Here is a 21,522-nt window from a genome sequence, read left to right on the forward strand (position 1 = left end):
CTGGCCGGCCTGGCTGCGTTTGTGCGCCGAAGGCGGCGTCGAGCAGGAGGGGGTCCCCGATCGGGACGCGCACCGAGCCGATGAGCTGTCAGGTGCCGCATCTAGGCTGTCGTAGAGATCGATCAAGGAGCAGGTCAGTGCGAATAGAGCGCCACCAGGTGGGCGGGGACGCTGTGTCGGCAGCGCGCGAGGACTTCTCGAACCGCATCGGGGGGCAGGTGCGGTCCATGTCGAGGGGTGGTCGGATGGCCACCTACGAATGGCAGTTGATCGCCGACGAGTTCCTCGAGTACATGGGTGCCCTTTCCGTCGCGACACCCAGCCTCGGCATCCCAGAGGCCAAGGCCGCTCTCAAGGACGCCTCCGAAGCCGCGGCCGGTGCCGTCGCCTACGCCGCCTACCACCCGCACTGCAGCTTCCAGGTCTTCCTGGGGTACGTGAACTTCGGCATGAGTTATGACCGGGGTGAGGATGCCCCCGAGGAGAGTGTCACGCCCGGGGAGTGGATCGACGCGCTGTGCCTGTCGGCGCTCCGGGACAAGGCGAAGTGGCACGGCGAGGCCTTTCACTTCGCGCGGCAGAAGTTCGCCGAGCAGGCGCAGGGGACGCCTGCGGGCGAGCTCGCCACCGGATTGACGGCCGTGGTCCTGGACGACACCGGCAACGACGAGGATTATCCGCCGAGCGCGCAGGCCAGGCTCGCGGCCATCGACGCGGCCCTGGGCCGCATCCGAACCCGCGCCCAGGAGGTCGGCGAGCCGCTCTTGGACCGGCCGGACAGCACGGCGCTGCAGACGCTGCGCGCCCTGATCGCCAAGGACCGGGAAGATTTCGATGCCGGTCTGGCCGATCTCCTGGCCAGGCACGCCATCCTGCACAGCCGCGCAACCTCCCCGCGCACTCTCCTTCCGCTCGTCCCCATCGTCCTCGCCGCTCTGGCGTACCGGACCCTGGGCTGGGCTCCGGCCGTCGACACCGACTACCTCCCGCACGCACTGATCACCGGCTTTGAGACCCAAGGCCCCCGGGTCGGCGGGTTCGGCCGCAACCGGCGCCCGGACGCGGTCGCCGCGCTCGCCGCAGGCCCGCTGGTGGTGGAGCGGCCCGCCCGCGAAAGGACGGTGAGCCCGGAGACCGAGGCAATGTACGAGCAGGAGGTCCGGGAGGCGTTCACCTCCGTCGCCGGAGAACCTCTCGCCGTCTGGCGGCTCGGTAGCGTCATGGGCGATCAGGAGCGTCTCTTCAAGTGGCGTGCTGAGGACTCCGGGGTAACCGACGCCCAGTTTGTGAACCTTCGGCTGGCCTCCCAGATCGGTGCGGCCCTCTTCCGTATCGCCCTCACGGAACCGGGCACCGACGCCGAGGTGACTGTCGACGGCCGCACTCTGCGTTTCCCAGCCGAGCGGGACGAGGAGGCCGGAGCAGGCAACTGGCAGAAGGCCACCGCCTTCGCCCTCATCATCGGCGCACGCGAGGACCTCGCGCCGCTGGTCCTCACCGGCCCCACCTTCGTCGGCCCGGACGGCTCCGCCTTCAGCGCGTACCGCGAAGCCCTTCACGCCTACCTGAACGGCACCGATCCCGAACCGGCCGCGCAGCGGGCGCTGCAACAAGCCGAGAAGGCCAAGGACTGGGGCTTCGCCATGCCGCCGGCCGTACTGCTGTCACAGCTCGTGGAGGGGGACGAGGAGAGCTTCAATCTGGCCCTGGCCGACGCGCTCGAAGCCCACCGCGACTACTACCAGGTCGCCGACCGTGCCGACGATCCGGATGCTTCCCTCGACCTCGACATCCTCGCCCTAGCCTGCCACGCCCGCCGCCGCGGCTGGATAATCCGCGTAGAGTCCCCCTACCTTCCGCAGCATCTCCTGCGGACCGCCGAAACTCTCTGAGGGCCCGGCTGCTGGCTCGCTCCCGCCGCGCCTCCGTCCGCTCCCTGGAGCGGTAGCCCACCCCGGCGTCGACGCGGTCACCCGGCCGTCGCCGAGCGCGGCCTCGCCGCACACTGCGACTGCGGCGCTCGTACGCTGTCTGTCATGGCTGACCCACGGACCGTCGGACTCGCTCGCTCCGTGCGGGGGGTGAAGGTGTACTCCCGCCAGATGCTCGGTGGCTGTTCGCCGACCTTCGGCAGGGTGGAGCTGGACTTCGAACCGGTCCCGGAAGGGGCGGAGCCGTCGTGTGAGTTCGCCTGTACGGTACGGCCGGAACCGAATGCCGAACTCGAAGAAGCGCTCGTCCAGGGCGTGATTCAGGAGCTGGGCGGCGAGCAGACCGACGGCGCCCAAGCCCACCGGGCCAGGGCAGTGAGTGCCCTGGTCATCGTGCGAGCCCTCGCCTGGCACGAGGACGACTCCTGCGAGCGCGGCTTCGCCCGGCTCGGCGCCCTCGCAGTGCGAGAAGCCCTCCAGTGCATAGCGGAAGACCGCCAGCCACAGGAAATCGTGACCCGGGTCAGCCTGCTGTGAAGCCGCCCGGGCCGGCTTTCGGCCGACGCGTTCCGCCCCGCCCGCCACCGACAGACTGTGCGCGCCGCCGATGCGTGGCACGCTTCGTGGTCGACGGCCGCTGCACGGACTCGGGTCCGGGACAGCGCAGGTCCTCATCCGGGGTCAGGCCACGGCTGTCACTGTTCGCTGGTGGACATTGCTTGCAGGCTGGGTGGGTGATGGGGCTGTCGTCGGGTTCGTGGGTGTAGTTGGTGGGCGCGGTTTCGCACAGGGTGACGAGGACTCCGCGGTACTTGCCTGCGGCGCAGGCGGTGCGGCGGCCGACGACGCGGATCCGCAGAGGCCAGGCGGTGAGGGCATCGACCGCCTCACCGATCAACCGCTCAGCATCAGTCACGGTCGTGCCCCTTCTGCCGGAGGGTCGAAGCCCGAACACTGGCCGGGCCAGCGACCCATCAGGCTGACCAGCCAGGGCACACAGTCCTCTCCCGCCTCCTCGGCCTGTGGCATTGCGCTGCACCGGACGCCACGGGCAGAACGGCTTCTTCGTCGGCATGATCAGTTCTCCTTTCCGGATGGTTCTGCGCTCGGGGCAGGCAGCCCGGCCGCCGGTCCTCCTGGCCGGCTCGCGACGCGGCGCCTCAGGGATTGGTCGCTGGTATCGCAGAGGTCGCCCAGGTGGCCCCGGCAGCATCACACCAGGGCGAAGGTCTCCTCGGACAGCGATTCACAGATCCCGCCCGGGCCTCGGCGAGCGGCGCCAAGGGAACCGGCTCAGCGCACGAGGCGGGGCGATAGCTCGCGCATTGCCGTCTGCCGCTCCACCGCTTCCGTGATGCCCGGGTCCACCCGGCGGGCCGGCCCAGGCCGGGCGTGGGTAGTAGCAGGTGCAGGGTGCGACATGCGTGTCGGGCACCTTCGCGTTGACCGCCGTGATCAGCTTCAGTGAGCTCCAGCGCAGCTACGTTCCATACGCGGGAGCGTCGGGGATGAGGTCCAGGCGCCCGGTGCCCGCGTCGAACGCTGCGGCCCGGACGCGTCCGGCGAGTCCGGGCGCGGCCGCGGCGAGGACTTCGTCGAACTGGGCGAGGATGCTGCCGCCGGCGGCCGGGGCGATCATTCCGAGCTCGGTCATCATGCGGCTGATAGCGGTGCCGAGTCCGAGCGGCTCCCATCCCTCACCCCGCACCACGGAGCCTGGGCTTGTCCGGGCGGCGACCGCTGTTGTTCTTCGCCGCTTCCCGGGCGGCGACCAGGGCCTGGCACCCGAGGTCGCCCCCGCTCGGCTCGGTGCTCGGCGGTTACCTCCCCGGCCGGGTAGTCCAGCGGGCGCGCGGCGAGCTCGGGCAGCCGGTCTGCCCACAGCGCGGGGCGGCCTGCTCGGTGCGGACTGTCTGCTGCTCCACCCGGACGGTGAGCAGGTACTCGGCGGTGTGCTTCCGGGCGGCGGCGACGGCGTCCGAACCGGTCGGGTTGTGCTTGTACCAGCGCCGGTTCTGCTCGGTGGTGTACGCCCGCCGGGCCTCGGCGTCAGCTTCCTCGGTCCGACCGAGCATCGCCAGGGCGCAGCGGCGTTACTCCGGGAGCGCCTGCTGGACGGTGTGGAGGGCGCCGTAGGCGAGTACGGACGCGGTGCCCATCGGGTCGGTCTCCTGGTCGGTCGGGTCCGCGGCGCGCAGGTAGTCGGCGCGGGCGGTGGCGATCTCGCCTTCCATGGTTGCCCTGACCTGGGTGGGGACGGCGACAACATCGTCCGGGTCGGTCAGGTCGGCGGTCCAGGTCGCGACGAGCAGCCAAGGGGCAGTCCGCGTTGAGCGACTTCCGGATCAATGAAGCGGATGGAAGGGAGCCTGGCGTGGCGAAGGCGTCATCGCACCGCCCATCCAGGCAGGCCGGGCCGTCCGGAGCGATCTTCGGTGCGGGAACGCCTTCCCTATCCGGCCACCGGTCGGCAGACTGGGCCCGTCACAGAAGTAACCCAGGGGGACACATGGAGTTAGGCGGAACTGAGCTGTCCGAAGCGATCAAGGCGGTTCGCACCGGACTGGTGGCCGCCCAACAGGACGGGGACGGGTCTCCGGTCCGCTTCACCGTCAAGGACGTCACTCTCGACCTGGGGATCGAGCTACGCCAGGCCGCGTCAGCCGGCGGCGGGGTCAAGGCGTTCGTCGTCTCGGCCGACGCCCGCGGGGAGCGTGCCCGTACTGCGACGCACCGGATGACCGTCACGTTGGAAGTCGAGTCCGCGCCGAACGGCCGCCGAACGCTCATCGGTGACGAACGAGGCCTGGACCCGGTCCCCGCTCCTCCTGCTGGCATGTAACGGCGTACCGGTGGAGCAGCGGACCGTCGAAGTCATCAATCCTCGTGTCCCGATGTTCGGTTCGGGCTGCCTGGTCGCGCCCGGAGTCGTGCTTACCGCGCACCATGTGGCCTGCCCAGGTGGGGACATGCAGCCCGTCACCGTCCGGGACAGGGTCGGCCGGACGGCGGAAGCCGAGGTCGTCTGGGCGGATGCGGCGCTAGACGTCGTCCTGCTGTCCACGGACCGAGCCGTGCTGGGCACGGACCTTGCTGTCGCCCGCTGGGGAGAGTTGACCTGCGATTACCCGGCCGCGCGGCCGATGTGCACGATGACCGGCTTCCCCCGGGCCATGCGCCTGGCACTGCCCAATGACCCGCAGACGTTCATCCCCGATCTGAAGACCGTCGATGGGCACATCAAGCCCGAAACGGGATCCCGGGGCGGGCACTACGGCTTCGAACTGAGCGATGCCTCCACCGGCTCGGCCGAACTGTGGCGGGGCATGTCCGGGGCCGGAGCGTTCTGCCAGGACATGCTCGTGGGAGTCGCGACTTTCGCCTCGGACCACTGGCAGGGCCGCCTGCTGTACGTGATGCCGGCCGCCCGGCTGTTCGCCTCGCCCGGCTTCACCGACGCAGTCACTTCCGTGACGGGCATGGCGCCGCAGCTACAGCCTGCCGACCTGAGTGTGCTGTTCACAGACGTGCCCGACCCGCAGCTCTCCTCCTCCTACCTGCTCCATGCACGCTCGTCTGTCGTCCCCATGTCCGGCATGACCGGACAGCTCGACATGCTCGACGCCTGGTGCCGCACCAGCCGCTCCACGGACATCACCGCCGTCACCGGCATGGGCGGCGTCGGCAAGACACGCCTGATGACCGAGTTACTCCATCGCCTGGCCCAGCCCCGCCCGGAGCATCCCACGGCACGGGGATGGACCGGCGGCTTCCTCGCCGACACCCCGCTCCAGCAGCCGCCGCCCTACGGCATGCTCGCCACCAGCAAATACCCGCTGCTGGTCGCCGTCGACTACGCCGAGACCCGTCGCACGCAGATAGACCAGGTCCTCGACATCCTCGCCGCACGCCGCGGAGGCCAACCGGTGCGCGTGCTTCTCCTGGCCCGCGGCCACGACAACTGGTGGCCCTCCTTTCGCCTCGCTCGGCAGGGCACGAGCGTGATCAGTACCGGTACCCCGGTAGCCATCGATCCTGCTGATGCGCTCAGCAACACCAGCACGGAGTCCGCTTTCGACGATGCGAAACGGGCCTTCAACGAGCGCATCCGTGCCCTGCGAAACGCCGGCCACGAATGGGCCACTTCCCCTTTGGCCCCGGATACCGAAGCGGACGGCACCTTCATGGGCACCGTGAAACCGGACGATGGCAAGGTCATCTCTCTGCACATGGCGGCGCTCGCGGAAGTTCTCACCACGCTGAATGACTCCTTCGCCCGCCATGAGAACCCCATGGACGTCCTGATTGCTCACGAGATGAGCTACTGGCGCAGGATCGTGGAGGCCCGCGGGCTGTTCTTCGACGAGAAACTGATGCGCACGCTCGTCTCCGTCCAGACCGTGACCGGTGCAAGGAGACGGTCCGACGCCCGGGCCGCCGTCGCTACCGGTTTCGACGTGCACTACAGCGGCTTCCCCAACACGGCACCGCATGACGGGGCCCGGCTCGCCGCGTACGAAGACATCCTCACCGCCGCCTACCCCTCCGGCGACGGAGCCCACTGGGGCACGATGGGCCCCGACCTCCTCGGGGCCGCTCTGGTAGCCGAAGTCGAAGAAGCCAGCGACCAGCAGTTCATCGAACAGCTCCTGCCCCACCCCCACCTTTCGCCGGAACAACGCCATCAGGGCCTCACCGTCATCGCCCGGGCCACACCCGACCAGCCTGCTCTCGCCGCCGGGGCGGCCCGCGCCGTGGCCGCGGCACCGAAGCAGCTTCTGTCCCTGGCGGCCAGGACCGTCGCCTCCGAACTCGACCCCGAGGTCGCCCGCCCGTGGCTGCTCGGACTGCAGGACGCCATCACCGAACAGGCACAGCAGCCAGACGCCGACCCGCAGACCTCTGCCTGGGCCGCAGGCGTCGTCAGCGCTTCCCTCACGCACCTGGAAACCGGGCTCGACGACTACTTCAACTCCGTCGATGCGATCCCCTCGCCGCCCGAGCCTGCCTCGGCCCGGCACGACGATGACGACCTGGAGGAGGACGTCGACGACTGGGAAGAAGCCGAAGCGGCCTGGGGCACCCCTGATGACGAAGACGAGCCGGAAGACGGGCAGGCCGCGGCCCCGGACGCCCCGGCCCCGCTGCCCCCCGCTCCCGCACCGCACCGCAACCGCAGTCGCAGCCTCAAGACTGTCCGGATCCAGACGATCACCAGCCCGGTCGCACGGGCCGTCCTAACCTCCGTGGGGCTTGCCCATCTGGCGATCGTAGCCTTCGTGACCGGCAGCATCGCCTACTTCTCCGACGACTTCCCCGGACCAACCTCCTGGCTCCTGCCCCCGGTGATCGTCCTCTTCCATCTGCTGATCGGCCTCCTCTACGGCTGCCGCAAAATGCCACTGTCGCTTATGGCCGTGGTGCTGCCACCTGCGATCATTGTGATGACTGTGCTGTGCGCCGTGAGCTTCAGCGGCATGCACGGCGTACACCTCAACCCCGTCGTCTTGGGCGCAGCATGGGCCAGCATCTTCTCGCCCGGCCTCCTGGCCCTCACCTACGCCTTCCGGGCCTGGCTCGGCCAGACCTGGTACGTCGACACCAAGTAGCCCGCCCTCGCACTTCCGCATGCCGCAGAACTCGTCAGCATCGGCGTCCAGCTCGTAGCTCGCCACGCCCTCCGGCGGGCGACTTCACTGGGCTGAACCGGTGACCCCGGCCAGTCGCCCCCGCGCGGCGGGCCCATCGTGTGACGGCAGACCGAAACAGAATGGGTGGGGCGTAAATCCATGGCGTACGAGGTGGTCACGACAGAGTTCCGCACGGAACTCCACGCCCGCTGGTCTGTCTTCTTCGACTACCTCGAAGTGCCCTGGCTGTACGAGCCAGCCACCTTCCACGACAGCGCGGGGACGCCCCGCACACCCGCGTTCTGGCTCCCCCGCGAGCGCATCTGGTTCGACGCCGAACTGGAGGAACCGCCGCCCTGGTGGGCACGATTCGCCGCCGCGGCCAACGACCACGCGTACTGCGGGGACGGGTGGGCTGACAACACCGAGGACACCCTTCCGATCGAAGTCGGTGAGGAGTGGCGGGGCGAGACGATGCTCGCGCTGGGGTGGATCCCCGACGGCTACGGCAGTACCTGCCAGGTCGACGGCCCCTGGCGCGACAATCAACACGGGATGCTGACCAGCGGCGACGCGTGCTACCAGTGGACGCTGTGCCCGAAGTGCGGCTCTTTCGGCGCCGAGTACTGGGGATACGCCGAACGCCTGTCCTGCCGCTGCCTCGATGACCGCGAGCACCGCAAGGTCGCAGGCGGCGGCGACACGAAGCTGATGCTCGCCTACCGGGCCGCAGACGAGGAGTACTTCCCCGGCCAGGACCACCACCCCCACGTCGCCGGGACGGCCATGCGGCCAACCGTGCGCAAGTCCCTCATCCGCCAAGAGGGAGCGGCGGCCGCGCAGCAACGCTGCGTGGGCCAGTGCCGCTCGGTCGGAGAGGAAATGCGTGCCGAACTCCCCGAGGACGCGTGCGCCGACACGCAGGACGCGGACACGCTGTGCGGGGCGTGCCCCGGGTTCGTCTGTGCTCAGTGCGGCGAGCAGCCCGCCTCCGCACCCGGCGCGCCCTGCCTGATGTGCGAACCGGTGACGCTCCTCACCGAAAGCCAGGCCCGGAAACTGATCAACGCCGAAATCACCGACCTTGCCCGGCGCAAGAAGGAGCCGTTGCGCGCGATCCACCCGGAGGCCAATCGCTCCATGGGTGTCCGACGCCGGGACGAGGCATCCCTGGAACAGATCGGCGTCGGTCTCACCCAAGTCGAGCGGTGGCTGGCCGACCCGGACTCATTGCATCTGGGCGTGAGTACCTTGTCCAATGACGACATCGATGCGCTGAGCGGCAGGGAGCTGCGTTCAGAGATCGCCAAACGGGTGGGCCCGCTGTGTGCCGCGCTACGGGGCGCGGTGCCCGCCCTTGTTCAGATCCGGATCAACGACGTGATGGGAGCGAAGTCCCGCGCCGACGCGGATGAGGAGCAGCTCCGCGAAGGTCTCCGGCAGGTCCAGAAGTGGCTGCACAAGCCCGCCACCTACCATCAGCCGACCGAGCCCGCGCAGACCTGAGCCCGGATCGGGTATCCACCGTATCGGGGCACGTGGGCACCGCGCGCCTGGCCAGCTGGCTCTGTCCGCGTTCCACTCCATCAGGATACGAGCGGGCATCTCCCGGCGCTCGAGAACGCGGACCACCACGGGGTTGATTCAAACTCCCCTTGCACCGACCCTCTCGACGAAACCGCGAGCGTCGAGCCGATCCACCGCCTCGACGAACTCGCCGGGTGTCAGGAAGAACACCGGCGCGAGCAAGAACCCCAGCTCGAAACTCTTGATCTCCGGTGGCTCCCCGGGTCGGCGCAGCCCGGCCTGTTGCAGGGCCAGCCACAGCACAGCCGTGGTCTCGTAGGGGGAGCTGAACAGCTCCCGAAGCCCGTCCGTGTGCCACGAAACGACCAGGGTGTCGTGGCAGCCCGGATCCAGCTCCAGGACGTCCCACACCGTGTTTTCGGCGTGCTCGGGCAGGGTGTCGAGGATCTTCGCGGCCGGGGCGGAGAAGCGGACCGCGTACGGCTGCTGTGCGGTCACCGACGCCGCCCGCGGAGCTCCGCCATGTCGATGAACTCGCTGTCGTCGTAGCCGGAGGCGACGAACGCGTCGACGGCCGGGGCGGAGGCGAGGCGGCCCTGCCAGTCCTGGACGACCTCGTACAGCCCACCGAGGGAGAACGTGCACCGCGATTCCTCGAGGGCGGCCGACCACTCGCGCTCGAAGGCCGGCACCCAGGTGTCGGCGCGCCGGTCGGCGCGCAGCTGGGCGAGGAGTTCGGCCGGCGCCCCGGGCGCGGGGGCGTACGGCGTGACGGGTGCGTGGTCGGGCTGCGCGCTCATCGGCTGCTCTTCCTCTTCTTCATCGGCAAGGCACGGCCACACACGGCTGTGTCGTCTTCCGTTCCCCAGCTGCAGAACCCGACGAACGGCAGATCGTGGGACGTGAGTGGAATCAGCCCTGCCCATCCTTCGCCGTGTTCGCGGCAGAGCAGAACGTCGGACAGATCAGGGTGCTGGTACGCCACGATCTGGTCGGGCTGCGCGCTCATCCGGTCCTCCCGGCGGGTCGTCACCTCACGGTACGCGCGCCGGGTGGCCGTGGATGCGGGCATGAGCAGATTCCTCCTAGAGGGACCGGGCGAGGACGTAAGCGCGCTGGCGCGTCTGGTCGTCTTACTGGTCCCAGGTTCCGGCAATGTGCTCCAGGAAGTCGGCCGCCGCGTCGAATGTCCCGACGGGGTGCTTGGTGGCGTACAGGATGCTGTCGGGGAGGCACGGGCCCAGGCCGCTATCCGCAGGACAGCGGGCTGAGGCACGGTGGCCGCGCCGGCTTCTCGGGTCGCGCGTTCGGTTCGGACCCGGCGCGCCACTTCACCAGCCCGTGCGGCTGCTTCTACTACCGTGTTCCCTGCCTCGCTGATGAGGCCATTTCAGGAATCCGAAGCTCCGGCACCGGCGCCTCAGACAGACTCACAACACGCTGCGGAGGTCGACCAACGGCAGGGGTGAGTGTGTCGTGCTGGTCGTCATCCAGCGTGTATGCCTGCTCTCCTCGAACAGTTCTCTCAGGTACATGGCGGGGAATTCGAGAGGGTGGCCACGGTGCTGGAGCTGGATACGGACACGGTAGGTCGTCCCGGTGCTCGTACCGGTTACACGTTGGTCCTGCCCCGTTTCGGGGGGTTGGTAGCTTGCCTGGCACCGGGTTTCTCCCTCTGGGGAGACGTTCGCCGGCGGCTCGGCAGCGGTGTGAAGGGGATGGTGTACGAGGATCAGGTCAACGCTGTCGGGCTCGGGAGACTCTGCCCGTAGAAGGATCAGCCCGGCTGCCCGGAGAGTGTTCAGCTCTTCACCCAGTTCGTTGAGCAGCCAAGCGAGGTGGAGGTAGGCCGGGGCGTGCGGGGCCGGCTGCCAGAAGGCCTCGCGGCGCTGCTCGTGAGAGGCGAACCGTCCACCTGGCGGTAGTTCCGCAAGAGGAAACACGTCGGCAGTGTCCGGAAGCCGGCCATGGACGGTCTGATCTGTCTGGGTGAGGACGGCCTGGTGACTGGGGGTGAGGGTCAGTGAGGTGAGGTGGATGCCGGCCGGTCCCAGATCGACGAGCGCGTCCGAGATGTTGGTGAGGAATGCGCCGCTGCCGGACGGGGCCATGTGGTGCTCCTGAGCTGTTACGGGCAGGCCGGGCTTCCCGGGGATGGCCGCCGGTTCTCACCTGGATGTTCGTCAACCTCACGGTCCGGGACGTACCTGCACGCCCGTCTCCGCGCAGGGTCTGGGTTCAGGTGGGGTTCAGTGGAGTGATGCCGGTGCCCACGTACAGCTCCGGTTCCAGCGACAGGACCGTGAGCGGCTCGCCCGCCTTCACCGCGTGCCAGGCGATCGCCGCCGGGTGAACCACCGGCCAGTCCACATTGCTCCAGTCCATCGCATCCACCGCATGGGCCGCGGTGAACGGAACATTCTCCGCGAACCGCAGGGACGCCGCGTGCATGCCTGCCCCCTCGACCAGCCGCTCGGCAGCCAGGACCGACAGCGAGGGGAGGATGACCCGCCCGGTGCCGCGCGAGGCCTCGATGTAGAGGCCGGTGAAGAAGGGATCCGCTCGGTATAAGGCCGCCAGAGCGGTGTGATCCAGGACAGCCGTCAGATTCATGCGGCAGCGCCGCCCTGATGGGCGCGGATCTTCGCCCACGCGTCCTGGCCGGCCTGCTCGACCTGCTCGGTGTACTCGACACCGAGCTCCCGGGCCGCCTCCAGCGCACGCTGCTCCCGCTCAGCCGCCGTGAGCTCGCGAGAAGCGAAATCCTCCAGCAGGTCCGTGATCGTGGTGCCGCGCTCCTTGGCAAGAATGCGCAGCCTGTCGCGCACTTTCTCGCTGGTCTTGATACTCGTCGGCTTGCTCATATCACCGATTCTACCGCCGGTAGAACCTTGCCGCCCTTCCATTCCAGAATTTTGGAATGCCCCATCCCGGGCCCTGGCCGTACCGGTCTCCGAGGCCTCGCTGGAGGTGCCGCGATGTGGCTGAGGGGCGACTGGAGAAGCAACCAGTCCCGGCCGGTTTCAGCCCGAACGACGGTCGATCTCAAGCCAGTTGACCCGATCCGCCTCCACGGGGAGCTCCACCCCGGGCAGCATACGCAGTGAACTCGATCAACTACTCACCGCGACGAAATGGGGGATGATGGCACGCTCGTCGAATCCGGACCTCGCCAACACGCTGGCGATGCTCCACACCGCCGTCATGCACACGGACAAGAATCTCCGGGACGCGCTCGACAAGAGTGTGGAGAAGCTGGAGTCGGCCGGCCAGGCCGCCCACGACAAGACGACCCAGGAGGTCGTGGACGAGCTCGGCCGGATGCGCGCGAACTTCCGCGACGTCCACAACAAGCTGAACTCCAGCGGGGACACACTCAACAACGCCGTCCACGATGTCGTCGCCCAGCTGCGCGCCGAACTGCGGGAGGTCCGCGGCGTGCTCGCGGACCTCGCCCCGCCTGCGCAGCCCTCCCCCGCCCCTGCTCCGGCCCCACGGGAAGCCTCGGGCATCCAGGAGGACGACACAGGTCTCCGGCCGGCGCCGGTCGCCACCGTCACCGAGTCCGACGAGCTCGCCGAAGGAGCTGCCCTCCACACGGCGATCCCGGCGCAGCGCACCGCCGACCAGGACTCCTCGCCCGGTCCGGAACTGGCGGTCGGTGAAGTGCGTGATGCCGTCCGTGAGGTTCTCACCGAGGAACTCGCTCCCGTGCTCGCCCTGCTCACCGCTCCGGACAGCGACCGCGAGGGGCCGACCGGCGGGCGGCAGGACGTACCGGCCGCGCTGCTCGAAGTGGTCGGTGAGGTCAAGGCGGAGGTCAGCGCCGCCAGGGAGGAAGCGCGGGCCTCGCTCGTCTCCCTGCAGCAGGAGTTCGCGGAGCTGCGCACCGCCATGGAAGAGCTGCGGCCGCGGCCCGACGCCGCCACCGAGGCCGCGGCTGCCGAGGTGGGTCCAGAGCACGGTGCTCTGCTCAAGACGGCGGCCCGTGTCTCCTCCGCGAGCCTGCTGTGCCACCGCGACATCTGGGAGTTCATCACCGCCCACGCCGGGCGGCACCCGCATTTCCGTGTGCCGCCGCAGGTCGCCGACGAAGGGGGCGAGCGCATCCGCGCGGCGCTGTCCGGCCGCTCCCTGATCGCCCTGCTGATCAGCTTGCACTCCCTCCAGCACACCGCCGCCGACGGCGACGGCGACCGTGAACTCGCCGCCACCCTCTACGAGCGGATCGAGGAGAGCCTGACCGGGATCAGCCCCGGCGGTGAGCCGGTCACCATCACCCTCGATGACCGGACCTCCCCCACCCAGAACGCCCCGGCCGCCGGGGACGGCGCCGAGGCTGACGGCGAGCCGGACAGCCCAGGTGCCCCGCCGACATCAACGGAGCAGGACACAGAACCCGACGAGGACACTGGCCCCGCCGCCGCGTGAACAGCTCCAGGGCACCCGGCCCGGATACCGGGTGCCCCACGGCTCGCCCGGTTCCGGGCGAGCGGCCCGCGAGACCCTGATCGACTGGACCCGCGCTCACCCCGAAGAACCAGCCCCACCTCCAGTGGGCACACGGAGCAGGTGCTGCGAGCGCCGTAGCAGTGGCCCTGGACCGACGTCATCACCGACGCGATCGAACGCCTCCGACTGCTGCCCAACCCAGGGTGGCCAGCACCTTCGCCTGCCCCTGCGATCAACGTGCACCCGCGTACGTGGAAGCTGGCACCCACCCGACGCGACAGCCGGGCCTCCGTTACGCCCGATGACCGCTCAGACATGCAGATCGGCCGACAGCAGAAGCTGACGGCCGATCATGCTCATCGAGGTCAGTTGTGTATGGTCACGCAGGCCCTGCCGCGGGGATAGTTGGACCACCAGGCACAGGCTTTGGTGCCGTCACGGAAGTTGCGGTTGACCTTCTTGGGGCCCCACGAGAAGCGGCTCGCCTCGCAGATTCGCCCACTGGTCTTCTTCCAGCTTCCGATCTGGATGGTGGCCTTTCCGCAGTCGTCCGCATGGTTCTTGGCCAGGGTTGTCTTGACCGTGTCGACGTGCAGCCGCGTCCCCTTGACGTAGATGCATTTCGAACCGTTGCTGCCCGGGTTACCGGTGCAGCCATCGCCTGAGGCCGGGCCCGCTGGTGCTGCGTGCGCGGTAGACGGAACAACCAGGACTGTCGCTGAGAGCAAAGCGGCGGCTCCCAGTCGAGCAAACATCGGAACTCCCCCTTGTCAGGTGTCGTGCGGTCACTCACGACGCTAGGGAAGTCGATCTCGAACGAATAGGCGATTCTCCGTCAGTTGCCCTCTGCATCTCAGCCATCGCAGACGGCCCGTGTGGGGGCGGTGCCATCGAGCATCCAGCGCCCGTCCTTCCGCACCGTCCGCCAGGACGTGCAGACGGGATCTTCACCCGCGCCATGCAGCATCAGGTAGGTCCCCCGGCCCTGCGCCTGCGTCACAGCATCGACGTCTCGAACACGGTCGCCCCTGAGCTCCTTCAAGTACCTTTCGGCATACTCGTCGACCACCGTGTCCTTGTCGAACAGATTCTGGAGGGCATCAGCGTCCTTCTCGCGGACAGCCTTCCGCGTGTCCTCCCGAAGCGCCTGCGGCGATGCGGCACCCGGAGGCGGCTCGGTGGCAATGGAGTAACAAACCAGCCCGAGCCACAACGCCAGGAACGTGAGCAGAGCGGTGATCCCGATCCACGACCGTGACTTCTTCTTGGTCTCACGCAACAGTGTCCTCCACGCTATGACGTCCAACTCGGCACCGACCGACAGGGTTTCACAGTCCTCCTGACTGCTGTTGAAGGAGCCGTAAGGGCGGCGAAGCCGCGCCCCCAGAGCCCTGCAGACCTACCTAGCCCGGGTCCTTTCAAGCGTCAGGTGGAAGAGCGCGGTCGGGTCTTCCACCACCCCACTGATCCGGGAGCAGGACGTGCCCGGCGAGTTCGGGCCGTGGCCGCGGCGAGGACGTCGTCGAACTGGGCGAGGATGCTGCGCCGGCGGCCGGGGCGGCCAGGCCGCGCTCGTGGATCACCCGTCGCGCAGTGCTTCGAGTTCTGCCCGGGTCAGAGTGAAAGGAGGGGTGCGGCCCTTCCACCCCTGCTCGACGGCGTGCCGCAGGCCGCCCGACGGCAGTTGTCCGTCGTAGCCGGGGGCAGTATGGGTGATGTCGTCCAGGAGCAGGCCGATGAGCCTGGCCAGTGCGACCGGGCCGCCGCCTGCGTACCCGTAGGTGTAGCCGCCGCCGATCTGCGGTGCGGGGAACACAGTCCCGTCCTGGGTGGTCACCCATACCGAGTTGTGGCTGCGGCCGATGGTCAGAGCAGCGAGCGGTGAGTGCGCCGGCAGCCGCTGCGGGGCGACGGTCTCGATTACGTCACCGGTCCGCACGGCAGGCATGTCGGTCACCGGGTCGACGAGGATGTCCCGCTCCTGGTCGTCGCCGAGGTACGTGGCGAGCGCGATACGAGGGCTGGCCTGCAGTCGGGACGCCCACCGCCCGGCCTCGACGCAGGAGGACGGGTCCACGGTGACCTTGCACGAGCCGGGGAAGTACCGGATGCCGCCCAGAACGTGTCCCAGGCGGGCGCATTCGCTGGCGAGGACGTCGGTGCGGTGCAGGATACTCCTCCAGCCATCACGCAGGATCTCCTCGGCGACCGGCTGCGGCGGGTGCGGCATGACGGGGCGGGCAGCCACCGCGATAGACGCGATGCCGTCGCTGGCATCGACATACTCGGCGATCTCCTTGTGCGCGGAGTCCGCGCAGTCCCACAGTGCGCGCCGTGCGACCTCGAGCGCGGCTGCGGCCGAGTGGGAGCCGTCGGGTTCCTCCGCGGCCAGGCGCAACAGCGGCGCCGGGTCCGGAGTGACGACGGCCGGCACGTGCAAGGTGGGCGCGCCGGGCTTCCAGGCCATCATCAGCTCAGGGTCGCGCAGATGCGAATGCCAGTAGGGGGCGGGCATGCCGAGCACCCGCTCCAGGCGGTGCCAGGTGGTGCCGTAGTGCTTGTCCGGGCCGGCGGCATCGATCGCCTCCAGGCTCGGTCCGTCAGGAGGGCCGTAGTCGGGTTCGACCACGGCCAAGGCCACGGCGTCCTGGGCCAGCTCGCGCAGCAGGGCGAGGCCCGGGAATGTCATCCCCCTCTCACCGTCAACCCCGTGAGCGAGCACGACGATCCCGAACTCCGTCTCCCACCGGTACAGCACCCAGTCCTGGCGCCGCTGCGCTCCCAAGAATCGGGACGACCTGGTCGCCACCGCGTTCCACAACAGCCGCGTCGCGCTCCCGGAACGTTTGAACACCACGAACCTGGCCCCCTGACTCCACCCGGTGACTCGATACCGAAGCACCATCCAAGCCGAGTCGGCCGTCGCACGTGGTCAGATCCAGCGGAATGCCGAGGGAGAGCCCCTGTGAGCGGTCTGCCGGGTGCGAGTGCGTGACGCGAGCCGGAGATGCGGCGAATGCGTTGTGGCGGCGGCCCGCACCACCGCCCCCCGGAGCTCGCCGGGAAGCCGGACCGTTCGATCGATTTGAAGGCGATGGCGGTCGCCTTGGCCTACAGCCCGCCTGGTGCGAGTCCACCGAGCCTCATGCCTTCTGGGAGGCCAGGAACAGGCCATTAGAACTCGGCTCTTGCGAAGGGTGTAGTGCCGTTCTGTGCCTGTTGGGCGCGGTCTGACAGCATCCGGGCGAGGGAGGCAAACGCTGAGGGGCTGAGCTCTCCACTGCTCGTCCGGTACGTCACCCACGTGACGACCGTCCCAATGAGCACGCCCGCCTCTGCGCTCTCGGCGTTCACAATCCCTTTCCGATAGGCAATGCTCTCGTCTCCCATCCGCGGCAGAGACATAGGGGAGTAGATGCTCATATCCTGGTCCGCGCGGAGATCTTTGAAGCGCTGCGCGGCGTGGCCTGCGGTGTCGAAAGCCTGGATGTAGAAGAACGCTCCGGCGCTCGGCTGCTCATTCTCGTAGCGCACCGTGGCGGTGAAGGTGGCACCTTCGCACGCGGAGCTGCAGTTGTCCGGGATGCCTTCGGTGACCTTGGCAGCCTGCGTGACCTTCCAGCCCGCGGGAAGGCTGCCGGAGTCGGGCAGCACCGCCTCGACAGCGGCGGAGTCCTTGAGCGCGGCGACCTTTCTGACGTCGCCCGACCCACGCCGATCGCCGGGACCGCCGTCGTCAGTGATGCTGTCCAGGGCGCTGCGGAGGCCGATGACACACAGCACGGCGAGGACGACTCCAACGGTGGTCAGGGCAATCACCACACCCTTGGTCCGGGGCAGCTGCACCGGACCGATGACTATGGTGCTGCGATTCGCGTTGCCTCCGATATGGATCCCCTGGGTTACCGCCGTGGGCGGCTGAGGCGGGCGTGTGGGGGGCTGGAGGGCGGCCCACAGCCGGCTGGAGAACTCCCGATCGGTTTCCAGGACAAGGACGAGCCGGTCCCGCACGGCGTTCGCCGCGCCGTCGGCCCCAGGCTCGGTCTCGAAGCGCTCCATCGCGCTGCGCCCGTCGTCGGACTCACCCAACCGGGATCGGACCAGCTCCCTCACCTCATCGACGACGGCGCTCCCAGCGCCGGAGGCGATGCCCGTGGTCATGGCCGTGATGGCCATGGTTGCTAACTCTGCTGCTGACATGGGCACATTGTGGTCTGTCCCTATCGGGCGCGGAATACGCCGGACGGCTGGTCGCCGCAGCGATGCCGTGCGTCTAGGACAACCACCTCGAGAACCGGTTATCCACGGCAGCACATTCTGCCTCTTGACACCTGCCTTCACAGACCGGCGGCTCAGCCGGTCTGATCCAGCGGATAAGTCGCGTTCTGGACCTGGGCGGGCAGCTGCGCGAGACCGGCCCGCTCGGCACGGGCCCGGCGCAGCGCCAGGGCACGGGTGACCTCGGCTCCACGGCGGCGTTGGACGCGGGCCGCTTCGATCGGGGCTGGCTGGTCTTCCGAAGACACCTCCGACTCGGGGAACGCTCGGAGGCGCAGCGCCCGCATCGCCTTGGTCTGCCGCTCCGCTGCCTCCGCGATCGACGGGTAGATACGGCTCGGGGGCACGACGGCCTGGTGCACGGCGAGCGCCTGGTGGAAGCCCGGCGAGGCCATCTCGCGGGTCTTCACCGGCGCCTGCGGAGCGGTCGGCGCGGCCGTGGCCTCTGGCGCGGTCCGGGGCGCGGGGCGCGGGCCTCGTCGCCGTTGTTCCGTGCGGCCAGCCGGGCCTGCTGCAGAGCGACCCGGGCGAGGTAGACGCCGGACAGCTCCGGAGTGCCGTCGCCGCTGCTGACGGTCTGGTCGTTGGTGGTCTGCTCGGTCACGTCGGCCTCCTACCGGCGTCCGTAGGTCATCAGCGAGCTGCGCGTGCCGCTCGCGATCTGGTGGGCGCGGTGCACCAGCTCCGCGCCGTAGATGTGTTCGGCGGCGGGACGCCCCCTTGCGTTCACGGCCATCGTGACGAGGTCCGTCTCACCTTCCGTGAGCTGGCCCCAGGCGTCAGCGCGCAGCTGCGCCAGCTCCTGCTCGCTCAGCTCCGCCTCGAGGGCCTGGTCGTCGGCGACGTCGTCCTGGTCCTGGTGGCGGCCGCCGTTCGCCGCGCCCCTGATCTGGGCGAACGCTGCCTCCACCTCCTGCTGAGCAGCGCGCCTGGACGGCGGCTGCCAGTCGCCTTCGTACCGCTCGGTGCGGGCGTGGACCTGCCGGATGTGGTCACGCAGGGCGGCTTCCTGGGCACCGCGCCACTGCTCGACGGCGTCGGCCTGGGCGGGGATGTCCAGGACCGTCTCCGCACCGGCCAGCAGCACGGCGAGCAGGCCGGAGCCCCGGCGGACCCGGGCAGGCTCGCCGCGCCGGGGCTCCCTGAGCCTGGCCGAGCTGGAGGACATGGTCGAGCAGAACCGCGACGTCCTGCGGTTTTTCAACTCCCCGGAGCCACCCCACGCTGGATGAGCGGCGCAGTCTCTACCGCGAAGATGTCGCCGGGGTCATCGAGCAGCACCGGGACGATAGCCGCAAGTACCGCCTCGTCCACAACGTGCTGCAGAACCTCATCATGATCGGGTCCGCAGCCACGACCACCGTCGCTGCCCTGGATACCCGAAACCAGTTCATCTGGCAGAACATCACGATCGTTGCCATCGGCTTCACCGTGACCGTGGCGGCCGCCTTCACCGGCTACTACAAGTCCGCCGATGCCATTGAGGAAGAGGCCAACGCCTTCACGCTCGGCGTCGGCCCCTACAGCGACTTCGCTGCGGACCAGGAGCAGCAGGCGCTGAAGCTGTTCACTCAGCGCATCGAAGATCACCGCAACGACGCATGCTGCTCCCGATGGGGTGCTTGGTGGCGTACAGGATGCTGTCGGGGAGGCTCGGGCTCAGGCTGTGGTCCGGAGAACAGCGGGCTGCGGGACGGCGGCCGCGGTCCCGGCATCCCGGGCGGCACGTTCGGTCCGGGCCCGGCGCAGGGCGGCGGCCTCGGTCGCTGCGGCCTGGCGGCGCCGCTGGGCGCGGGCCTGCTTGATGTGACTCGTCGAACCGGCTCCGAGCCTTGGTACGGCGGCGCAGCCTCCGGTCTTGTCATCACAGCCGGCTGCGACCGGCGGCGTCGGCCGAGCACCGCGGCTCCGCCCGCGACGGCGTCCGCGGGGCACACCGCGCGGCAGGAAAGCGCCGCAAGCCCAGCGGGGAAGGGTGCACACTTGTGTGCATGACGGAGACCACGTACTCGATCGTGCAGGCCCGGGCCCGGCTCGGTGCCATCGCGCGCGAGGTCAGCGCCACCCGTGAACCGGTCGCCATCACCGACCACGGACAGACCGTCGCCATACTGGTCAGCCCCGCCGACGCCCTGGAGCTCCAGGAACTGCGCGCCCTGGCCGCCTACCGCGCCCGCCAGGCCCTCGGCGAGAACGCCGGCATCGGACACGCCGAGGCATACCGCCGAGTCTTCGGCGGGGACGAGGCGTGAACTACGAGATCATCTGGGAACCTGAGGCCCTGGCCCAGGCGGAGCGGTTAGCCAAGGACGATCCCGACGGAGTCCGGCACGTGTTCACCGCCGTCGACCGCCTCGCCCATGACCCCCGGCCCCGGGGCGCCTTCGGCAGCGCCGACCTGCTGCGCATCCACGTCGGCGCCTACCGCGTGATGTACGAGATCAGCGACCAGCAGGTCCGGATCAGCGTGATCCACCTCGGACGCCTCCGCTGACCCCGCAGCCACCCCTTGTTCCGCCCGCCCAGGTGCGGAGCGTTGCCGTCCGGGGTGCGCAGGCGCGAAGGATACTGACCGGCAGGCGGGCGCCAGCGCCGTCACGCTGGCGCCCGCCTGTCCGGGGAACACGGCAGACTCCGCGCCCGGTTCCGGCCGGGCGACGTGGCGTAGCGGTGGCCGGGCGGCGGCCCGTCGTTCCCCGCCGACGCCGGGTGTTCCCCGACGCGCACCACCCACCCCCATCAACCGGGAGCAGGGGTGCACAGGAGGGGAAGTCGGCCCGTGGCCTCCGTACACCACGGGCGGTGACCTGCACTGCTGTGCCGTGGTGCACGGACCTGGTGTATCCGATGGGGTGCGTGGTGGTGTACAGGATGCTGTTGGGGAGGCTCGGGCGCCCGCTCACTTTGCTCAGGCCGTTGTTCGTAGCGCAGCGGGCTGCGGGACGGCGGCCGCAGTGCTGGCTTCCCGGGCGGCGCGTTCGGTCCGGGCCCGGCGCAGGGCGGCGGCCTCGGTCGTCGCGGCTTGGCGGCGCCGCTGGGCGCGGGCCTGGTCGATCGGGGCCGGCTGGCTGTCCGAGTGGAGCTCCGAGTCCGGGAACGCGCGTTGGCTCAGTTCCCGCATCGCGCGGGTCTGCCGCTCCACCGCCTGCTTGATGCCCGGGTCCACCCGGGACGGCGGCGCGGCCTGACGGTGCGCCTCGATCGCACGGTGGTAGCCGTCCGGCGGCGTCCGGCGCTCCGCCGACGCGACGGGTGTGGCCGGCTGTAGGTCCGGGGCGGCGGCCGCGGGGCGGGCCTGGCCGGGTGCGGGCGGCAGGACGTGCAGGGTGCGCACGGTCGTGTCGGTCACCTTCGAGTTGACTGCCGTGATCAGCTGCGGTGCGCTCCAGCGCAGCTTGGTGCCGTAGGCGGGTGCGTCGGGGGCGAGGTCCAGGCGGCCGGTGTCCGCGTCGAACGCCACGGCCTGGACGTGTCCGGCGAGGTCGGGCCGTGGCCGCGGCGAGGACTTCGTTGAACTGGGCGAGGATGCTGCCGCCGGCGGCTGGGGCGGCCATGCCGCGCTCGGTCATCATCTTCGTGATCGCGGTGCCGAGCCCGAGCGGCTCCCGTCCCTCGCCCCGCACCACGGGGCCGGTCCGCCGGCGGGGCTTGTCCGGGCGGCGGCCGCCGTTCTTCTTCGCCGCTTCCCGGGCGGCGACCAGGGT

Annotated in this window: 27 protein-coding genes; 9 read left to right on the forward strand and 18 right to left on the reverse strand. The window is 69.6% G+C overall.

Annotated elements, in window-relative coordinates; translation table 11 throughout:
• The first annotated feature begins 158 nt into the window (after positions 1-158).
• On the forward strand, positions 159-1,892 hold the full coding sequence (locus AC3EQ1_RS19670) for an immunity 49 family protein (RefSeq protein WP_432095707.1): 1,734 nt from the start codon (positions 159-161) through the stop codon (positions 1,890-1,892).
• Positions 1,893-2,036: 144 nt separating this feature from the next.
• Positions 2,037-2,468: a hypothetical protein gene (locus tag AC3EQ1_RS19675; protein WP_432095634.1), complete on the forward strand. Its 432-nt coding sequence runs from the start codon at positions 2,037-2,039 to the stop codon at positions 2,466-2,468.
• Here the strand turns inward: AC3EQ1_RS19675 and AC3EQ1_RS19680 are convergent.
• The 4 genes from AC3EQ1_RS19680 to AC3EQ1_RS19695 all read right to left on the reverse strand — a co-directional run bounded on the left by AC3EQ1_RS19680 (position 2,455) and on the right by AC3EQ1_RS19695 (position 4,165).
• Complete coding sequence (locus AC3EQ1_RS19680) at positions 2,455-2,847, reverse strand: hypothetical protein (protein ID WP_432095635.1); 393 nt, start codon at positions 2,845-2,847, stop codon at positions 2,455-2,457. The genes AC3EQ1_RS19675 and AC3EQ1_RS19680 overlap by 14 nt on opposite strands.
• Positions 2,848-3,411: 564 nt before the next feature.
• Positions 3,412-3,585, reverse strand: a complete 174-nt coding sequence (locus AC3EQ1_RS19685; protein ID WP_432095636.1) for a hypothetical protein — start codon at positions 3,583-3,585, stop codon at positions 3,412-3,414.
• 166 nt (positions 3,586-3,751) lie between these two features.
• Positions 3,752-4,006, reverse strand: a complete 255-nt coding sequence (locus AC3EQ1_RS19690; RefSeq protein WP_432095637.1) for a hypothetical protein — start codon at positions 4,004-4,006, stop codon at positions 3,752-3,754.
• Between the two features lie 18 nt (positions 4,007-4,024).
• A complete protein-coding gene (locus AC3EQ1_RS19695) occupies positions 4,025-4,165 on the reverse strand; it encodes a hypothetical protein (protein ID WP_432095638.1) in 141 nt (46 codons plus the stop codon).
• Between the two features lie 275 nt (positions 4,166-4,440).
• On the opposite strand from AC3EQ1_RS19695, the gene AC3EQ1_RS19700 reads away from it, so the two are divergent.
• The 3 genes from AC3EQ1_RS19700 to AC3EQ1_RS19710 all read left to right on the forward strand — a co-directional run bounded on the left by AC3EQ1_RS19700 (position 4,441) and on the right by AC3EQ1_RS19710 (position 9,067).
• Entirely contained in the window at positions 4,441-4,773 is a 333-nt protein-coding gene (locus tag AC3EQ1_RS19700) for a trypco2 family protein (RefSeq protein ID WP_432095639.1), read from the forward strand.
• Positions 4,774-4,825: 52 nt separating this feature from the next.
• Positions 4,826-7,540 (forward strand): trypsin-like peptidase domain-containing protein, encoded by a 2,715-nt coding sequence (locus AC3EQ1_RS19705; protein WP_488187161.1) that lies wholly within the window; start codon positions 4,826-4,828, stop codon positions 7,538-7,540.
• Between the two features lie 165 nt (positions 7,541-7,705).
• On the forward strand, positions 7,706-9,067 hold the full coding sequence (locus tag AC3EQ1_RS19710) for a hypothetical protein (RefSeq protein ID WP_432095641.1): 1,362 nt from the start codon (positions 7,706-7,708) through the stop codon (positions 9,065-9,067).
• 138 nt (positions 9,068-9,205) lie between these two features.
• Here AC3EQ1_RS19710 and AC3EQ1_RS19715 read toward each other — a convergent pair whose 3' ends face one another.
• The 6 genes from AC3EQ1_RS19715 to AC3EQ1_RS19740 form a co-directional block, all read right to left on the reverse strand.
• Positions 9,206-9,586, reverse strand: a complete 381-nt coding sequence (locus AC3EQ1_RS19715) for a hypothetical protein (RefSeq protein ID WP_432095642.1) — start codon at positions 9,584-9,586, stop codon at positions 9,206-9,208.
• The gene (locus tag AC3EQ1_RS19720) at positions 9,583-9,888 is read right to left on the reverse strand and encodes a DUF6247 family protein (RefSeq protein WP_432095643.1); all 306 of its coding nucleotides are present in this window, start codon (positions 9,886-9,888) and stop codon (positions 9,583-9,585) included. Before AC3EQ1_RS19720 ends, AC3EQ1_RS19715 begins: the two co-directional genes overlap by 4 nt.
• Positions 9,885-10,160, reverse strand: coding sequence for a hypothetical protein (locus AC3EQ1_RS19725; RefSeq protein WP_432095644.1), 276 nt, complete (start codon positions 10,158-10,160; stop codon positions 9,885-9,887). Before AC3EQ1_RS19725 ends, AC3EQ1_RS19720 begins: the two co-directional genes overlap by 4 nt.
• Positions 10,161-10,518: 358 nt before the next feature.
• Positions 10,519-11,199, reverse strand: a complete 681-nt coding sequence (locus AC3EQ1_RS19730) for a hypothetical protein (RefSeq protein ID WP_432095645.1) — start codon at positions 11,197-11,199, stop codon at positions 10,519-10,521.
• A 127-nt stretch (positions 11,200-11,326) separates the two neighbouring features.
• Entirely contained in the window at positions 11,327-11,701 is a 375-nt protein-coding gene (locus tag AC3EQ1_RS19735) for a PIN domain-containing protein (protein ID WP_432095646.1), read from the reverse strand.
• The gene (locus tag AC3EQ1_RS19740; RefSeq protein WP_351515224.1) at positions 11,698-11,952 is read right to left on the reverse strand and encodes a hypothetical protein; all 255 of its coding nucleotides are present in this window, start codon (positions 11,950-11,952) and stop codon (positions 11,698-11,700) included. Before AC3EQ1_RS19740 ends, AC3EQ1_RS19735 begins: the two co-directional genes overlap by 4 nt.
• 280 nt (positions 11,953-12,232) lie before the next feature.
• On the opposite strand from AC3EQ1_RS19740, the gene AC3EQ1_RS19745 reads away from it, so the two are divergent.
• The gene (locus tag AC3EQ1_RS19745) at positions 12,233-13,519 is read left to right on the forward strand and encodes a hypothetical protein (RefSeq protein WP_432095647.1); all 1,287 of its coding nucleotides are present in this window, start codon (positions 12,233-12,235) and stop codon (positions 13,517-13,519) included.
• A gap of 386 nt (positions 13,520-13,905) precedes the next feature.
• Here the strand turns inward: AC3EQ1_RS19745 and AC3EQ1_RS19750 are convergent, their stop codons facing one another.
• The 7 genes from AC3EQ1_RS19750 to AC3EQ1_RS19780 form a co-directional block, all read right to left on the reverse strand.
• A complete protein-coding gene (locus tag AC3EQ1_RS19750; protein WP_432095648.1) occupies positions 13,906-14,295 on the reverse strand; it encodes a hypothetical protein in 390 nt (129 codons plus the stop codon).
• 98 nt (positions 14,296-14,393) lie between these two features.
• Positions 14,394-14,819 carry a hypothetical protein gene (locus tag AC3EQ1_RS19755; RefSeq protein ID WP_432095649.1) on the reverse strand — a complete coding sequence of 142 codons (426 nt, stop codon included), beginning with the start codon at positions 14,817-14,819 and terminating at the stop codon, positions 14,394-14,396.
• Positions 14,820-15,119: 300 nt separating this feature from the next.
• Complete coding sequence (locus AC3EQ1_RS19760; RefSeq protein ID WP_432095650.1) at positions 15,120-16,229, reverse strand: hypothetical protein; 1,110 nt, start codon at positions 16,227-16,229, stop codon at positions 15,120-15,122.
• A 485-nt stretch (positions 16,230-16,714) separates the two neighbouring features.
• A complete protein-coding gene (locus tag AC3EQ1_RS19765; RefSeq protein WP_432095651.1) occupies positions 16,715-17,740 on the reverse strand; it encodes a hypothetical protein in 1,026 nt (341 codons plus the stop codon).
• A gap of 152 nt (positions 17,741-17,892) precedes the next feature.
• Positions 17,893-18,228: a hypothetical protein gene (locus tag AC3EQ1_RS19770; protein WP_432095652.1), complete on the reverse strand. Its 336-nt coding sequence runs from the start codon at positions 18,226-18,228 to the stop codon at positions 17,893-17,895.
• A complete protein-coding gene (locus AC3EQ1_RS19775) occupies positions 18,225-18,422 on the reverse strand; it encodes a hypothetical protein (RefSeq protein WP_432095653.1) in 198 nt (65 codons plus the stop codon). Before AC3EQ1_RS19775 ends, AC3EQ1_RS19770 begins: the two co-directional genes overlap by 4 nt.
• A gap of 9 nt (positions 18,423-18,431) precedes the next feature.
• Positions 18,432-18,986 (reverse strand): hypothetical protein, encoded by a 555-nt coding sequence (locus tag AC3EQ1_RS19780; RefSeq protein ID WP_432095654.1) that lies wholly within the window; start codon positions 18,984-18,986, stop codon positions 18,432-18,434.
• Between the two features lie 149 nt (positions 18,987-19,135).
• Here AC3EQ1_RS19780 and AC3EQ1_RS19785 point away from each other — a divergent pair, with 149 nt between their 5' ends.
• The 3 genes from AC3EQ1_RS19785 to AC3EQ1_RS19795 are packed head-to-tail and all read left to right on the forward strand — an operon-like array spanning position 19,136 to position 20,312.
• Positions 19,136-19,813, forward strand: a complete 678-nt coding sequence (locus AC3EQ1_RS19785) for a hypothetical protein (protein ID WP_432095655.1) — start codon at positions 19,136-19,138, stop codon at positions 19,811-19,813.
• Positions 19,810-20,070: a type II toxin-antitoxin system Phd/YefM family antitoxin gene (locus AC3EQ1_RS19790; protein WP_432095656.1), complete on the forward strand. Its 261-nt coding sequence runs from the start codon at positions 19,810-19,812 to the stop codon at positions 20,068-20,070. The genes AC3EQ1_RS19785 and AC3EQ1_RS19790 overlap by 4 nt, the downstream gene beginning before the upstream one ends.
• Complete coding sequence (locus AC3EQ1_RS19795; RefSeq protein ID WP_432095657.1) at positions 20,067-20,312, forward strand: type II toxin-antitoxin system RelE family toxin; 246 nt, start codon at positions 20,067-20,069, stop codon at positions 20,310-20,312. The genes AC3EQ1_RS19790 and AC3EQ1_RS19795 overlap by 4 nt, the downstream gene beginning before the upstream one ends.
• A gap of 414 nt (positions 20,313-20,726) precedes the next feature.
• Here AC3EQ1_RS19795 and AC3EQ1_RS19800 read toward each other — a convergent pair whose 3' ends face one another.
• Positions 20,727-21,278, reverse strand: coding sequence for a DUF721 domain-containing protein (locus AC3EQ1_RS19800; protein WP_432095658.1), 552 nt, complete (start codon positions 21,276-21,278; stop codon positions 20,727-20,729).
• Positions 21,279-21,522 lie beyond the last annotated feature (244 nt).

It is taken from the genome of Streptomyces sp. bgisy100, from assembly GCF_057709105.1.